General features: G+C 68.4%; 15 protein-coding genes and 1 pseudogene. 6 read left to right on the top strand and 10 right to left on the bottom strand.

Annotated features, from left to right (window positions below; all coding sequences use genetic code 11):
* Positions 1–44 precede the first annotated feature (44 nt).
* The 3 genes from meaB to mutA are packed head-to-tail and all read right to left on the bottom strand — an operon-like array spanning position 45 to position 5,132.
* Positions 45–1,034, bottom strand: a complete 990-nt coding sequence (gene meaB / locus AWB95_RS01660; RefSeq protein ID WP_062539528.1) for a methylmalonyl Co-A mutase-associated GTPase MeaB — start codon at positions 1,032–1,034, stop codon at positions 45–47.
* A gap of 4 nt (positions 1,035–1,038) precedes the next feature.
* A complete protein-coding gene (gene scpA / locus AWB95_RS01655) occupies positions 1,039–3,288 on the bottom strand; it encodes a methylmalonyl-CoA mutase (protein ID WP_062539527.1) in 2,250 nt (749 codons plus the stop codon).
* Positions 3,289–3,293: 5 nt separating this feature from the next.
* The gene (gene mutA / locus AWB95_RS01650; RefSeq protein ID WP_085167504.1) at positions 3,294–5,132 is read right to left on the bottom strand and encodes a methylmalonyl-CoA mutase small subunit; all 1,839 of its coding nucleotides are present in this window, start codon (positions 5,130–5,132) and stop codon (positions 3,294–3,296) included.
* A 157-nt stretch (positions 5,133–5,289) separates the two neighbouring features.
* Here mutA and AWB95_RS01645 point away from each other — a divergent pair, with 157 nt between their 5' ends.
* Positions 5,290–6,051, top strand: a complete 762-nt coding sequence (locus AWB95_RS01645; protein WP_085167502.1) for a TVP38/TMEM64 family protein — start codon at positions 5,290–5,292, stop codon at positions 6,049–6,051.
* Here AWB95_RS01645 and AWB95_RS01640 read toward each other — a convergent pair.
* Positions 6,052–7,427 (bottom strand): annotated as a pseudogene (locus tag AWB95_RS01640) (sensor histidine kinase).
* Entirely contained in the window at positions 7,424–8,128 is a 705-nt protein-coding gene (locus tag AWB95_RS01635; RefSeq protein ID WP_062541904.1) for a response regulator transcription factor, read from the bottom strand. Before AWB95_RS01635 ends, AWB95_RS01640 begins: the two are co-directional and overlap by 4 nt.
* Before the next feature lie 98 nt (positions 8,129–8,226).
* On the opposite strand from AWB95_RS01635, the gene AWB95_RS23430 reads away from it, so the two are divergent.
* Positions 8,227–8,775, top strand: coding sequence for a hypothetical protein (locus AWB95_RS23430; RefSeq protein WP_139818442.1), 549 nt, complete (start codon positions 8,227–8,229; stop codon positions 8,773–8,775).
* A gap of 37 nt (positions 8,776–8,812) precedes the next feature.
* Here the strand turns inward: AWB95_RS23430 and AWB95_RS01625 are convergent, their stop codons facing one another.
* Both AWB95_RS01625 and AWB95_RS01620 read right to left on the bottom strand, forming a co-directional pair.
* Positions 8,813–10,378: a DUF7159 family protein gene (locus AWB95_RS01625; protein ID WP_180275991.1), complete on the bottom strand. Its 1,566-nt coding sequence runs from the start codon at positions 10,376–10,378 to the stop codon at positions 8,813–8,815.
* A gap of 110 nt (positions 10,379–10,488) precedes the next feature.
* Positions 10,489–10,875: a hypothetical protein gene (locus AWB95_RS01620; protein ID WP_062541567.1), complete on the bottom strand. Its 387-nt coding sequence runs from the start codon at positions 10,873–10,875 to the stop codon at positions 10,489–10,491.
* Between the two features lie 139 nt (positions 10,876–11,014).
* On the opposite strand from AWB95_RS01620, the gene AWB95_RS01615 reads away from it, so the two are divergent.
* From AWB95_RS01615 to AWB95_RS01600, 4 genes are all read left to right on the top strand, one after another.
* A complete protein-coding gene (locus AWB95_RS01615; RefSeq protein WP_085167498.1) occupies positions 11,015–11,323 on the top strand; it encodes a hypothetical protein in 309 nt (102 codons plus the stop codon).
* Positions 11,324–11,347: 24 nt separating this feature from the next.
* Positions 11,348–12,097, top strand: coding sequence for a hypothetical protein (locus AWB95_RS01610; RefSeq protein ID WP_062540256.1), 750 nt, complete (start codon positions 11,348–11,350; stop codon positions 12,095–12,097).
* A gap of 63 nt (positions 12,098–12,160) precedes the next feature.
* On the top strand, positions 12,161–12,772 hold the full coding sequence (locus AWB95_RS01605) for a TetR/AcrR family transcriptional regulator (protein WP_062540255.1): 612 nt from the start codon (positions 12,161–12,163) through the stop codon (positions 12,770–12,772).
* 25 nt (positions 12,773–12,797) lie between these two features.
* Positions 12,798–13,262: a nitroreductase family deazaflavin-dependent oxidoreductase gene (locus AWB95_RS01600; RefSeq protein WP_062540254.1), complete on the top strand. Its 465-nt coding sequence runs from the start codon at positions 12,798–12,800 to the stop codon at positions 13,260–13,262.
* Here the strand turns inward: AWB95_RS01600 and AWB95_RS01595 are convergent.
* The 3 genes from AWB95_RS01595 to AWB95_RS01585 are packed head-to-tail and all read right to left on the bottom strand — an operon-like array spanning position 13,259 to position 15,208.
* Positions 13,259–13,606 (bottom strand): DoxX family protein, encoded by a 348-nt coding sequence (locus tag AWB95_RS01595; protein ID WP_062540253.1) that lies wholly within the window; start codon positions 13,604–13,606, stop codon positions 13,259–13,261. The genes AWB95_RS01600 and AWB95_RS01595 overlap by 4 nt on opposite strands.
* Before the next feature lie 9 nt (positions 13,607–13,615).
* A complete protein-coding gene (locus AWB95_RS01590) occupies positions 13,616–14,758 on the bottom strand; it encodes an SPFH domain-containing protein (RefSeq protein ID WP_062540258.1) in 1,143 nt (380 codons plus the stop codon).
* Between the two features lie 15 nt (positions 14,759–14,773).
* On the bottom strand, positions 14,774–15,208 hold the full coding sequence (locus AWB95_RS01585) for an NfeD family protein (protein WP_062540252.1): 435 nt from the start codon (positions 15,206–15,208) through the stop codon (positions 14,774–14,776).
* Positions 15,209–15,239 lie beyond the last annotated feature (31 nt).

Here is a 15,239-nt window from a genome sequence, read left to right as displayed (position 1 = left end):
ATTTACCGACCGCGTCCGCAAACAACTTTGAAGTTATCCTTCCGTTAGCCTGATGCAACGTTAAGTATTTGCTGAGCGGCCATCGCCGGCGTCAATTCCCCGGCAATGACCTGCCGCTCCACCTCGGCGCGGATCTTGCGCACCTCCGGGTTGGACAGCACCCGCTCGAGCACCGTGTCGCGAACCATCTGCCAGGTCCAGTCGACCTGCTGGGCGCGTCGGCGCTTCTCGAATTCACCGGCGTCGCTCAGCACGTGGCGATGGCGTTCGACGGTTTCCCACAGCTCGTCCAGGCCGGTTCCCTCGAGCGCGCTCATCGTGAGGACGGGTGGACGCCAAAGGGTTTCGCGCGGGTAGATCAGCCTGATCGCACCGGAGAGCTCGCGCGCGGCTGATCGCGCCTCGGTCAGGTGGTCGCCGTCGGCCTTGTTCACCACGACGATGTCGGCGAGCTCGAGAACGCCTTTTTTGATGCCCTGCAACTGATCTCCGGTCCGCGCCAGGGTCAGGAACACGAACGTGTCGACCATGTGGGCGACCGCGACCTCGGATTGGCCGACGCCGACGGTCTCGACCAGAATCACGTCGAATCCGGCTGCCTCGAGCAGAACGATGGTTTCCCGGGTGGCTTTGGCCACCCCGCCCAATGTGCCCGAAGTCGGGGACGGGCGAATGTAGGCGTCCGGATGCGCTGCCAGCCGCGGCATCCGGGTTTTGTCGCCGAGGATCGATCCACCGGTGCGGGTCGACGACGGGTCCACGGCCAGCACAGCCACCCGATGCCCGCGCTCGATCAGATACATGCCGAGCGCCTCGATCGCGGTGGACTTGCCTACCCCCGGAACGCCGGTGATCCCGACGTGATGGGCGTTTCCGGCGTCGGGCATCAACGCCAGCAGCAATTGCTGGGCTTGCTCTCGGTGATCGGCGCGGGTGGACTCCACCAGCGTGATGGCCCGCGGCAGTGCGGCACGGTCACCGCCACGAACAGCAGCCGCGAGTTCGTCGACGCTGTCGCTGTTCTCGGTTGCCATGTACCTAAAGGGTGTACCCCAACCGCTCGGCAAGCTTGTGTAGCAGGCCGATTGCGGCGTCGGCGATGACTGTTCCCGGCGGGAAGATCGCGGTGGCCCCGGCGGCGTAGAGCTCGTCGAAATCACCGGGCGGGATGACCCCGCCGACCACGATCATGATGTCGGGGCGGCCTACCTCTGCGAGCGCATCCCTCAAGGCGGGCACAAGTGTCAAATGGCCGGCGGCCAGCGAGGACACCCCGACCACATGCACGTCGTTGTCGGCGGCCTGTCGGGCCACCTCTTCCGGAGTGGAGAACAGCGACCCGACGTCGACGTCGAAACCGATGTCGGCGAACGCCGTTGCAATCACCTTCTGCCCACGATCGTGGCCGTCTTGCCCCATCTTGGCCACCAAGATCCGCGGCCGGCGACCGTCGGCCTCGGCGAACTTCTCGACGAGTTCGGTGGCTTTAGATATGCTGCTCACCTTTCCGGCTTCATCACGGTAAACCCCGGCGATAGTTCGGATCTCGGCTTGATGACGTCCGTACACCTTCTCCAGCGCGTCGGAGATCTCGCCGACGGTGGCCTTGGCCCGGGCTGCGTTGATGGCCAACGCCAACAGGTTGTTGCCCAGCCCGTCTTCGCCGGCGGGACCGTGCGCGGCGGCGGCACGGGTCAGCTCGGCCAGCGCACGGTCGACCGCCTCCTGATCGCGATTCGCCCGCAGCTCTTGCAGTTTGGCCAACTGCTCGGCGCGCACCCGGCTGTTGTCGACCTTGAGCACCTCGATCTCGTGGTCCTCGTCGACCTGGTACTTGTTGACGCCGATCACCGGTTGGCGTCCCGAGTCGATGCGGGCCTGGGTGCGCGCGGCGGCCTCCTCGATGCGCAGCTTCGGGATACCGTCGTCGATCGCCTGGGCCATCCCGCCGTGCTCGCCGACCTCGGCGATGTGTGCGCGAGCACGCTGCGCCAGCTGATGAGTCAGCCACTCGACGTAATACGAGCCGGCCCACGGGTCGATCGGCCTTGTGGTGCCCGACTCCTGTTGCAGCACCAGCTGCGTGTTGCGGGCGATGCGCGCCGAGAAGTCGGTGGGCAGGGCCAGCGCCTCGTCGAGCGCATTGGTGTGCAGCGACTGCGTGTGCCCCTGGGTGGCGGCCATCGCCTCGATGCAGGTGCGCGCCACGTTGTTGAAGACGTCCTGCGCGGTGAGCGACCACCCGGATGTCTGCGAATGGGTGCGCAGCGACAGCGATTTGGGGTTCTTCGGGTGGAACTGGCTGACCAGCTCGCTCCACAGCAGGCGGCCCGCGCGCAGCTTGGCGACCTCCATGAAGAAGTTCATCCCGATGCCCCAGAAGAACGACAGCCGCGGTGCGAACTTGTCGATGTCCAGCCCGGCGTCCAGGCCCGCCTTGATGTAATCCACCCCGTCGGCCAGCGTGTACGCCAGCTCCAAATCGGCGGTGGCACCGGCCTCCTGGATGTGATAGCCGGAGATCGAGATCGAGTTGAACTTGGGCATCTTCGCGCTGGTGTAGCCGAAGATGTCGGAGATGATCCGCATCGACGGCTTGGGCGGATAGATGTAGGTGTTGCGCACCATGAACTCTTTGAGGATGTCGTTCTGGATGGTGCCGGCCAGCTTTTCCGGCGGCACACCCTGCTCCTCGGCGGCCACGACATACAACGCCAGGATCGGCAGCACGGCCCCGTTCATCGTCATCGACACGCTGACGCTGGACAGGTCGATACCGTCGAACAGCTGACGCATGTCCAGGATGGAATCGATTGCCACACCGGCCATTCCGACATCACCCTGCACACGTGGGTGATCGGAGTCGTAGCCGCGGTGAGTGGCCAGGTCGAACGCCACCGACAGACCTTTCTGACCGGCGGCCAGATTGCGGCGATAAAACGCGTTGGACTCGGCGGCGGTGGAGAACCCCGCATATTGGCGGATGGTCCACGGCTGGTTGACGTACATCGTCGGGTAGGGGCCGCGGATGAACGGGGGCTCGCCCGGGAAGCTGTCCAGCGGGTAGCCCTCGGCGACGACGGCGTCGCGGTCGGCGGCGATGTAGAGCGGTTTGACGACAATGCCTTCCGGCGTGTGCCAGTCGAGTTGGTCCGGGGTGTACCCGTGCGCCGACGCGGCGGCGGCGACGTGCTTTTCGACAGCGGCTTCGGTGGCGGGCTCGGCGGCGCGCTCGCCGTGCAGCGGGACATCGGCGAAGCTGCCGACGGCGGACTTGGTTGTAGTCATCGTGGCTAGGCTCCCAACCGGGTCAGCAGACTCGACAACGCTTCTACTGCATCGATTTTGGCGGTCAGATATTCATCGGGGCGGTGCGTGGCGCCTTCCACAGCCTTTTCGGGCCCGGCCAGGTAGACCTGCTCCACCCCGGCGTTGCGGGCCGCCTCGACGACATCCGCGGCCTCCGCGGCGTAGCGCTTGTCGGTCCCGCAGATGACCGCGATGGCAGGTGACCCGGCGTCCGAGACGGCTTGTGCGACAGCGTTGGCATCGACCGGCCCGGGGTTGACGGCCTCGATGCCGCCGGACGCCAACAGGTTGGCAGCGAACGTGGCCCGGATGTTGTGCTCGGCCAACGGTCCCAGCGGCAGCAGCAGAACCTGCGGGCGCGCGCCGGTGCGCTCCAGGAAGGCATCCGAGCGATCCCGCAGCGCCTCGAAGCGTGCGGCGTAGCGTTTGACCGTCGACGACGAATCCGCTTGCGGCAGCGGGGGTTCACCGAGGTTCGGGTATTCGTTGACCCCGGTGACGGCCGTGCGGCGGTGCGCGATGTCGTCGCTGCGGCGTGCGGCAATCTCCGCGACCTGCTCGGCCACGTAGCCGCGGGCTTCGATGAATCCGCCGCGAGCCTCGATGGCCTGGAAATGCTGCCAGGCCTGCTGCGCCAGTTGTTCGGTGAGGTCTTCGACAAACCAGGATCCGCCCGCAGGGTCGAGCACCCGCCCGATGTGCGACTCCTCCAGCAGCAGCAGCTGGGTGTTGCGGGCGATGCGACGCGAGAAGCTCGTCGACATGCCCGGGAATCCGCCGGGGATCGCCACGTCGAACGGCAACACCAGCACGGTGTCCGCGCCGCCCACGCCCGCGGCGAAAGCGGCGAGCGTGGTGCGCAGCATGTTCACCCACGGATCGCGCTGGGTCATCATCGCCCACGAGGTCTCGGCGTGTATGACGGCCGCACCACCGGCCGGTTCGCCGACGACCTCGGCGATCCGCGCCCACAGCTGCCGCGCCGCTCGCATCTTGGCGATCGTCATGAACTGGTCGTCGTCGGCGGCGACCCGAAAACTGATCTGGCGCAACGCTTTTTCGATCGCCATGCCCGATTCGGCCAGCACCCGCAGATACGCCACCGCGGCCGCGATGCTGCCGGCCAGCTCCCAGGCGGCGTTGGCGCCGAGATTGTGAAGTGCCGCGCCGTCCACGGTGATCGCCCGCACGCCGTGAGTGCCGGCCACTTTGGCGGCGATTGCGATCACGTCGTCGAGTGACGGGGCTTCGCGGCCGCGCAGCGGCGCGGTCAGCGGGTCGGCGCCCAGGTCGACGGACAGCGTCGCGTCGTCGTCGAGCCGGGCGAGCAGCTTGAGCAGGACCTCGGCGGCCGCGGTGTAGTCGGCGCCCGCGTCGACGACGATCGGCACGAGGTTCAGGTAGACCCCGGCCAGCAGCTGCTCGAGCTGCGCCGGCGCTACCCCGGCTTCCCCGACCCGAAGCAGCAGCGCACTTACTCCGTTGCCGAGCGCGCCCAGTACCGCCGCGTTGTCGTCGGCGCCGTTGCCGGGGAACGCCTCGGCGACCTTCCAGCCGGAGTTGACGTCGCGCAGCGCGTCGGCGCCACGGACAAAGGGCCACTCGCCGGGCAAGGGTGGTTCCGGCAGGGCGTCGAACGCGGTGTAGAGCGCCCGGATGGCAAAGCCCTCGTATGTCGGGCTGTCCAGCAGCCGCTCCGGTTCGGGACCCAGCTCGTCGACGTCGCGTCGTGTGCTCTTGGCCAGCACGCCGGCCACCGCCTCACGCCAGCGGGCCCGGCCCTGCTCCAGGTCGGCGGGCTCGGCGGACACATCAACAGACACCGGCGTCTCCTGTTGTCGCAGCAAGCGGCAGCCCCCTGGTCGGGACTTGCACTTGCTAACCAGGCTAATTGATGGGCGTCGGCGCGCTGGAGCCGGTCGGGAAACGCCAGGTGCGCACAACGGGTTGTTCAGCGGCGGCCACGTAAGCTTGGGTCTCGTGACGGCCTCCGCGACCAGGACAATCGCCGAGACCTTGCGCGGCCTGGCATCTGCCGTGGTCGCGACGGCACGTCAGGTGCCCAGCCGGCGGATCTTGGCGACGGCTGGGGCGGTGGCGGTGATTGTGGCGGTCGCGCTGCTTGTTCCGCTGCCCACCGCGGTCCAGCTTCGCGACTGGGCCACCTCGGTGGGGCCGTGGTTCCCGCTGGCGTTTTTGGCCACCCACATCGTCGTGACCGTGCTGCCGTTTCCCCGCACAGCGTTCACCCTGGCCGCCGGGCTGCTGTTCGGGCCGGTGCTGGGCGTCGCGCTGGCGGTCGTCGCCAGTACGACCAGCGCGGTGATTGCGCTGGTGCTGGTCCGGGCCGCCGGCTGGCAGCTGAGCCGCCTCGTTCGGCACCAGGCCGTCGAAACGCTCGACGCGCGGCTCCGTAACCGCGGATGGCCGGCGGTCATGTCGCTGCGGTTGATTCCCGCTGTGCCGTTTTCGGTGCTCAACTATGCCGTCGGCGCGTCGGCCGTGCGGGTGTTGCCCTATACGCTGGCCACCCTGGCGGGGGTGTTTCCCGGCACGGCCGCGATCGTGATCTTGGGTGATGCGCTCACCGGCGACGTCAGCCCGCTGCTGTTTCTGGTGTCGCTGTGCACCGGGGTGGTCGGAGTTTCGCTGCTGTCCTACGAAATCCGTCATCACCGTCGACACCACCGCGCTCAGTTGGCGGAAACGGAGGATGCCGCGGAGCCGGCTGTTACTGGCTGACTATCGAGCAACCGGCAGCGTCAACCGGAACCGAGCCCCGCCGCGGTGCGGCAGGCACGTCAGGTCGCCGCCGTGAGCGCGAGCCAGTGCCCGGGCGATAGGTAGCCCCAGGCCGGCGCCGCCATGGTCGCGGGCGCGGGCGGTATCGAGGCGAACCAGCCGTTCGAAGATGCGCTCGCGCTCGTCGTCAGGGATCCCGGGACCGGTGTCGGTCACGGTCACTTCGGCGGTCCGGTCACGTTTTTGCAGGTCGACGGCGACGCGACCGCCGGGCGGGGTGTGCCGTCGGGCGTTGTCGAGCAGGTTGGACAGGATCTGCGCCACCCGCGTGGGATCCGCGCGCACGGCCACCGTGTCGGCGCCGGTCCGGGTGATAGTCAGCTGCGGCGCCAGCACGGCGGCACGATCGACCTCGGCGTCGACGACGGCCGCCAGGTCGGCGTCCTGCAGGTCCAGCGGCAGCCCGGCGTCGATCCGGCTCAGGTCGAGCATGTCGGCGACCAGCCGGCCCGCACGTCGCGCATCGGAGAGCAGCAGTGTCGCGCGGTGATATTGACGACGCGCCTCGGGGTCGGCTTCCTCCTGGCCGGCGTAGCCGGCGAGCTGCTCGGCGGCGGCCTGGATCCCGGCGATCGGGGTGCGCAACTCGTGAGCCGCGTCGACGAGAAAGCGCCGGGTCGCTGCCTCCGCTCGCTGCGCGGCTTCCGCGGCCCGTTGGGCGCGCTGTTCGGAGGCTTCCAGCGCATCCAGCATGCCGTCGAAAGCGCTTGCCGCCCGGCCTAATTCGGTGTCGACGCGATCCGGGTGAAGTCGCCTGCCGCGATCGCCGGTGGTGATGTCTTTGGCCAGCCCGGTCAACCGGTCCAGCGGCCGCAGCGCCGCCCGGCTGGCGGCGACCAACAGCAGCGCCGCCACGAGCAGCGTAGCCACGCCGGCGCCGATCATCAGCTGCCGCAGTTGCCTCGTCACCTGGGTGGTCTGTGTGGTGTCGGCGACCAGAATCACCCGCCCGCCGGCCGGCAAAGGATGCACCACCACGGCGGCGGCGGCGGTGGCACCGTCGGGCCGGCAGTGGCGTAGGGGCTGATGCCCGGGTCGCCGTAGGTGGCGCCGTCGGTAGTGATCAGCAGCGCCCGCACGCTGCCGCCCGTGAGTTCGGCGGCGAGCTGGGCGGGCGGCGTGTGCGCGGCGGCCAGCGCGTCGGCGCGGGCGGTGGCCGCGACCAGCCGGTCGTGCAGGTTGCGCCGCGCCTGAACGCCCAGGGTTACGTCGATGGTGACGCCCAGGATCAGCAGCAGCACGGCCAACAGGCCGAGCACGATGATCGTCACCCGGCGCTGCAGCGACGGCGTAGGCGTCGCGGCCTCGGCGGTCATGATCGCTGCGGCTGCAAGCGGTAGCCGATGCCGCGGACGGTATGCAAGATCCGCGGCCCGTGCGCCTCGAGCTTGCGGCGCAGCCCGCTGATGTGCACTTGCACCAGGTTGGGGTCGTAGGCGTCGTACCCCCACACCGCGTTGAGGATCTGCCCGGCGCTGACGATCCGGCCGCGCTGCTCCACGAGATATGCCAGCAGCCGCAGTTCGGTGGCCGTCAGATCCAGCCGGTGACCACCGCGCGCGGCCACACCGGCGTCGACGTCGAGCATCAGATCGCCGAGCTGCACGACCTCCGGCAGCCGGCCGCGTCGCCGCAGCACTGCGCCGACGCGCGACACGAGCTCGGCCAGCTCGAACGGCTTGACCACGTAGTCGTCGGCGCCGCCGTCCAGGCCGCGTAGCCGGTCCGGTAAGCCGTCGCGGGCGGTGATCAGCACGATGCCCGCCTTTCCCCATTCGAGAATGACGTCGATGAGCGCGAACCCGTCGCGGCCCGGCAGCATCACATCCAGCACCACGAGGTCGGGCCGGAACCCGTCGAGGACCTCCTCGAGGTCGTTGCCGTCGGGCCGGGCTTCGGTGTGGTAGCCGGCGTCGGACAATGCCTCGCTGACCATCTCGCGGATGGTCTCGGAGTCTTCCACCACCAGCACCCGCGGTGTGCCGACACTGAACTCCGCACGGCGACAATCGGCCATGTCTCATTCTTAACGCCGCCTATCTGAGATCAGGCTGAAGAAACGACGGCGGCAGGTTCTTCAGGTTCACTTCAACTTCGCTGCCTAGCGTCACGGCCATGAACGCCGAAGAGAATCAGAACCTGACCCCGGAACCAGAAAGCTCGCCGCCCGTCGCCGAAACCGTTGCAGCGCAGCCGCGTCGACGATGGAGCGGGTCGTCCGCGCAGCGCCATCCGGTCGGCGTCGCAGCCGCCGCCGGGGTAGTCGGGATCATCGTGGGCGCGTTGCTGACCGCCGCGGTCATCGCCATCACGTCGACGCCGGCGCCTCCCCCGCCGGGTTGGCAGACCAGCGCCGACGCGCCGCTGCGGCCACCGCCGCCACCGTTCCCGCTGCCGCACGCCGTGCCCCCTGGGCCTCCGCCCGAGGCGATGCCACCCGCGCCACCGCCGCCGAAAGCCCCGCCCGTGCCGCATCCGCGGCGCGCGGAGCCGCCTCAGCATCCGCCGGCGCCGGGCGAGCCGGCACCTCCGCCGCCCGCACCGGGTGCACCCCCGCCGCCGCCTCCGGGTGGACCGCCGCCCGGGCCATGGGGGCCTCCGCCGCCGCCCCCGCCTCCTGGCCCGATGCCGCCGTGGGGTCCGCCGCCTCCACCGCCGGCGTAAGGCTCAGCGCGACAACGGTTTTCGAGGTTCTGGCCGGTCAGTGGCCGCGGCCGCCGAAGCCGCCGTGGCCACCGCCGAAGCCGCCGAACCCGCCGCCGATGCCGCCGAAGCCGCCGAAGCCGCCACCGTGGTCGCCACCGCCGCGACCACCACCGCCGTGATCACCACCGCCGGGGAACCATCCGCCACCGCCGCCCGGTTGCCAGCCGCCCCGGTCACGGTCACCGCCGCCCGGTTGCCAGCCGCCCCGGTCACGGTCACCGCCGCCGGGCTGCCACGGGGAGCTGTTGCCGGGCGGATTGAAGATCGGCGGCAGTAGCGGGACAACCGGCGCGACGGGCACCGGTACCGGCACGGGCACGGGTGCAGGGGCCGCGGGCGGCGGGGCCGGTGGAGCCTGCGGCGCGGGCGCCGGGGCTTCCGGCGCTGGTGCTGCAGCCGCGGGCACCTGGACGGGTGCCGGAGCGACGGGTGCCGGTGCGGGGGCCGCGGGCGCGGGCGCCGGCGCCGGCGCTTCCGGCGCAGGTGCCTCGCGAGGAACCTGCTGCACCTCGGGCGCAGGCTGCTCAACCTTGTTCGGCGGCGCTGCCGGAGGCGCGGGAACCTCCGCCTTGGGAGCGGGCGCCGGCATCCGCTCGGCGGGTACGACGAGGTTTCCCCCGGAGCTTGGCCGCTGACTGACCGCCGGACGCACCGCGACCGCCAGCGAAATGACCAGGGCCAACACACCAACGAAAAAAACCATCATCACGCTGAGGGCCACCAGGAACGGCTTTCGCCCGTGTTCGGTTTCGCCGAAGTCGGCATCGTCGACGGCGTAGGGGTCATCAAAGCCCGAAAGGTCTGCTGCGGCACCGGGTTCCACCACTTCGGCGGTCGTCCAATCGGGAACCTGCGCATAGGCAACGGCTGCGGTCGACGAGGCGAACAGCGGCGCATTCGCCGCCGCCAACGCTGCGCCGCGGGCCAGCGCCGTTTCCGGCTCCTCGGGAGCGTTGACCGGCAGTGCGGTCGCGGTCTCCAGTCGCGGCTTGATCGCGGTGACGTCAACCCCACAGCCGACGACGAAGACCCCGTCGGGGCGTGATTCCAGCGCCTCGAGCCCCGCCATCATGTCGGCCAACTCGGTCGCTGCGTCGCTGCCGGACAGCGGCCGGCGGCGCACGTCGGCGATGGAACCGTCGGCGGAATCGACGATCGCCAGCGTCGCCGTCTCCGGCTCGAGGAACAGCAGCCCGGTATGGGCGTACCCGACAGCGCTGCCGACGGCCTGAGCCAGCGCGGCCGCAGCCAGAAACGCCGAGACCAGCATGACGTTTTCGACCTTGTGGGCGGCCAGCGCGTCGCGCAAAGCGGCGGCTTCCGCCGGGTCGGTCCAGGTCACCCCGGTCGACGCCAGGTGGTAATCACCCTCGGCCGCGCTTTCGCGGGTACCCAAGATCGCGGCGATGACTTGATCGGCCACGCCGGTATTTGCCAAGTCGGCATCGGCGGGCACCTCGAAGCCGTCTTCATCGACGGTGACTCCGTCGGCGTTTTGACCCTCGACCAGCACCATGCGGACCGTTGTGGGCGCCATCGACACACCGAGGACGATGTCCACTACCCCTCCACATGAGTTTGCTTGCCAGTCAGACCCCGGACGTCACGACCACGTCACAACATAGAGCCGCTAATTACCACCTTAAAGCATGTCGGTGTCCGCCAGTCGGCTCAGTCGTACCGAATCAGCTCGGGGCCTTCCTCGAATTTCACCGAGCGGCAGGCCGGACAACGCGGCGGCGCATCGAGCGTGATCTTGCCTCCGCAGCCACAACGCCCGGCCAGCGCTTCAACACCGGCCCAATAGTCCGTCGCCGAAACGGGCTCGCCGTCAACGTATTCCCGGACGAGCTCGTCGTGCTTGGCGCTGGCCACGCAGTGCGGCGTCGGGGAGCCTTTGAGGTAACGCAGGTGAAGGTCGCCCAACTCGTCGAACCCGATCGCCCGTGTTCTGCCGCACTCGCCGCAACGCAGCAGGTGAAAGAAGAACCCGCTACCGTGGCTGACAGTGAACGCCTTCCCGCATTCAAGGCACTGCGCGGCATTAGCAGATCCCATATGACGAACGCCTCCAGGCTGACCGCTAATCACATTGTGGACAAATGTCCATCAAAGTAGACCACAGACGGCCGACACACCGACCCGGGTTCCCGTCGGGTGCAGCTGCGTTCATTGAAGAGGTCTAATGTGCCAGGGCATGGAAGACCGCGACAAAGACCCGGCGGTGGTGCTGCCCTATCTGGTCGGCCGCCCGCTTGCCGCGACCGAGGTCTACGAGGCTTTCGGTTACCGCAAATCCGCCTACTACAAGGCCGCGCGCGAGGGCAGGCTGATCACCGCCGACAACCTGATCAAGGTGGCCAGCTACTTCGGACTCAACCCAGTCGACCTGCAGGTCCGCTACGGTTTGATCCAGCCCGAAGCGGTCACCGAGTACGTGCAGTCAGACCCGGGCCTGCCGAGGCTGCGCGATCTTCGCCCGGACCCCAACAAGCCTCCCGTCTGATCGCATTCCGGACGTATCGAGTCGATGCTGGCCGCCCTGATCAGCGCCACCCTCGCCGCCATCGTGTGCAGCCTGTGGATCCGTCGCCACACCTGGCAATCACGGTGGGAGGCAGGCGCCACCCTCAACATCGCCCTACAAGGCTGCGCCGTGCTGCTCATGTCGCCCTGGGCGTCGGCGACCTTCGGGCCGGCGCTGCATCGGATCCTGGGGCTGTGGAATGTCGAAGATCTGCTGGGCCACCTGTGCCTGGTCGTCGCGGTGGCAGCCATCATCGACCACGCGCTGGCGCGGCTCACCGACGAAGAGAAAGTCCAGGGACTGTTGCACCGCCACGTCGGAAGGCCCGTCCGCCTCGGTGTGCCGATGCTGGCTGCGGTGTTCGTCATCGCCGACGAGGCCTACCACCCCGACCTGTTCCCGGCCCACGTCAGCACGGTCTGGCTGGGGGCCTATTGGCTGGTGCTGGGCAGCTTGCTCATCTACCTGCTGAGCTACGCGGGCCGGGTGCTGCTCATTCTGCGCCACGATCCCCGCTCGAGGTCCACCGTGGATCTCTACCTGATCTCTGCCGGATTCGGCGTGGCGGCCAACGTGATTCAGATGGCAACAGCGTGGGCGGGCATCGACGTCACTCTGCCGGTGTGGCTGTGCGGATGCCTGGGCACGACGGGCTTTGCATACGCCTCGGCCCGGTCGTGGCGCAGCAAAGTCAACTGGTTCACGCCGGGCTATCGGCTACCGCCGCAACCACTTCCGCCGCACTCGTCGTGAGCCGCAGGGTTGCGCGCCAGTCGATGCCTTGCATCTATTAAACAACCGTTTACAATAGTAAACGTGCATTTACCGCCGTCGGATGACCGCACCGCCCGCGCCCGCATCCGCGACGAAGCGCTGCGGCTGTTCGCCGAACGGGGCCCCGACGCCGTCACGATGCGCGATATCGCGGCCGCCGCGCGCGTGTCACCGGCCTTGCTGATCCGGCACTACGGCTCCAAGGAGGGCCTGGTGGCAGCCGTGGACGATCACGTCGTCGCAAGCCTCGAGGCGGTACTGAGCGAAATGACCACGAGCACAGCCACTTCCGGATTGGACCCGGCTGCGGTGCCCAGCATGCTCGACGGCCTCGCCACTCACCTGCCGCCCGACTCGGCGATCCCGGCATACCTGAGCCGGATGCTGATCGGCGGCGGCCCGGCCGGATCGGCGCTGTTCGAGCGGCTTCACCGCGTCAGCCGCGACACCCTCGACGCCATGGTCGCGGCCGGCACCGCGAGCGCCGGCGCGGATCCCGACGTCCGAGCGGCCATCTTGATGGTCAACGACCTGGCGGTGCTCACCCTGCGTCCCCGACTGACCGAGTTGCTCGGCTTCGATCCGCTGTCGGCTGACGGCATTGCGCGCTGGGCCGCTGAGGTTTTCGCGATCTACCGCGACGGGCTTGGTTGACCCAACACCACGAAATGGAGGCAGCATGTCATTGGGAACCGGGGCCGCACGATTGCTGCGGTCGCGGCGGTTGATGCGCGCGCCGATCTGGATCTACAAGGCGCGCGCCGGCGCTGTGCTGGGGTCGCGGTTGCTGATGCTCGAACACATCGGCCGCAAGTCCGGCGCGCGGCGCTATGTGGTGCTCGAGGTCATCGATCACCCGGCACCTGACCGCTACGTGGTGGCCTCCGGCTTCGGCGCAAAGGCGCAGTGGTTCCGCAATATTCAGGTCCACCCGCAGGTGCGGGTCTACACCGGAAGCCGCGCTCCCGCGGCGGCGACGGCGCGCGTGCTCACCCAGGACGAGGCCGATCGGGCGCTCGCGGCCTATATCAGCCGCCACCCCCGCGCATGGGCCGGGTTCAAGGGCGTGCTGGAGAAAACGCTGGGACGTCCGATCACCGAGACCAATACGCCGCTGCCGATGGTCGAGCTGCGGCTCGGTTAACCGCCGTCCGGGCCTTTCACCGTCAGCGCCGCATACGTCACCAAAAACGATGCCGCGGGAACGGCATTGACGACTCGATCGCGGACGCGGATGTGTGCTCCGACAGCGAGAACGAAATACAGCGTCAGCATTGCGGTGGTCAGCCGGGCCAGTACCGGAAACCTGCCGACTGAGAGTAACCCAATGACCGAGGCCGCCTTGGACACTGGCAAAATCCACCGGATATTCTGCGGAACACCCAGTGTATCAAGCGATTTCGCGATATACGGCAATGGGATCGCACACGCCACCGCGTCACCGGCCTGGAAAGCGGCCAGCGCCGCATAGGTTTTGGGAGAAGTCACCGCACCACCTTATTGAGTCAGCTCGGACGGCGCGCCGAGCACGCCCTCAACCGGCTTGCGCGCGTCGGCCTCAGCCTTGGCCACTGCCTGCACGATCGCGGGATCCGTTTCCGTGGAGAACCAATCGGCGACCTCGTCGCTGTCGTCCTCGGGCTTGGGTAGGTCTTGGTCGACCGGCGACGGCTGATACCGGAACACCCCGTCCTCGCCGGGCGCGCCCAGTAGTTTGGTGAAACCCTGTAAGGCCGAGCCGAAGTCGCTGGGCACCACCCAGACCTTGTTGGCTTGACCCTGGGCCATCTTCGGCAGCACCTGCAGATACTGGTAGGCCAGCAGCTCCGGAGTCGGCCGGCCCGCCTTGATTGCGGCGAACGTCTTCTCGATCGCCTTCGCCTGCCCCTGCGCCTGCAGATAGGCCGCGGCCCGTTCACCTTGCGCACGCAACATCCGCGACTGTCGCTCGGCCTCGGCTGCCAGGATCGCGGCCTGCTTGGCGCCTTCGGCGGTAAGGATTTCCGCCTGCTTTCGTCCCTCGGCCTCTTTGATGGCCGCCTCCCGCTGGCCTTCGGCGGTCAGGATCATCGCCCGCTTCTCCCGGTCGGCCTTCATCTGCTTTTCCATCGACGCCTGGATCGACGGCGGCGGGTCGATGCTGCGCAGCTCGACGCGGGCCACCCGCAGCCCCCAGCGGCCGGTGGCTTCGTCCAGCACGCCGCGCAGCTGCCGGTTGATCACCTCGCGTGAGGTCAACGTCTGTTCCAGCGTCATACCGCCGACCACGTTGCGCAGTGTGGTGGTGGTCAGCTGCTCGACGCCGACGATGTAGTTGCTGATCTCGTACACCGCGGCCTGCGGGTTGGTGACCTGGAAGTAGACCACGGTGTCGATGTTCAGCGTCAGGTTGTCCTCGGTGATCACCGGCTGCGGCGGGAACGACACCACCCGCTCGCGCAGATCCACCCGGGCCCGGATGCGGTCGATGAACGGCACCAGCAGGGTCAGCTGCCCGCTGACCGTACGGCTGTAGCGGCCCAGCCGTTCGATCACCGCCGCCTCCGCCTGCGGGATCAGCGCAATCGATTTCGCCACCACGATGGCGGCGAAGATCACCAAAACGGCCAGGAACACCAGACCGGCGGCGGCACCTTGCATCATGAACTCCTCTATCTAGACGTTCTTCCACACCACCGCGGTGGCACCGTCGATGTGCATGACCGTCACCAGCTCACCGGGCTGGTAGACGTCGCTGTCGTTGAGCGGGCGCGCGGTCCAGATTTGGCCGTCCAACTTGACCTGACCCTCGTCGCGGGCGACGCGGTCGAGGACCAGTGCGTTCTTGCCTTCCAATGCCTGCACACCGGTCCGCGCACCCGCCGCCGGCGTCAGCCGTCGCCGCAGTGCGGGCCGGACCAGCACCAGCAGCAACACCGAAACCATCAGGAAAACCGCGCCGTCGGCCCAGATGGGCAAATTCAGCAGCCAACTGCTGCCCGCGGCGGCCAGTGCGCCGCCACCCAGCATCAGCAAGAACATATCGCCGGTCAGCGCCTCCGCACCGGCAAGACCCAGCGCGACGATCAGCCAGATCAGGGCGGCGGGCATGCCGTCAGGATATCGCGTGATCCGCCTCGAT

It is taken from the genome of Mycobacterium celatum (assembly GCF_002101595.1).
Classification (GTDB): domain Bacteria; phylum Actinomycetota; class Actinomycetes; order Mycobacteriales; family Mycobacteriaceae; genus Mycobacterium; species Mycobacterium celatum.
The sequence above is the reverse complement of the archived record's forward strand: the minus strand, read 5'-3'. Positions and strand labels throughout refer to the sequence as shown.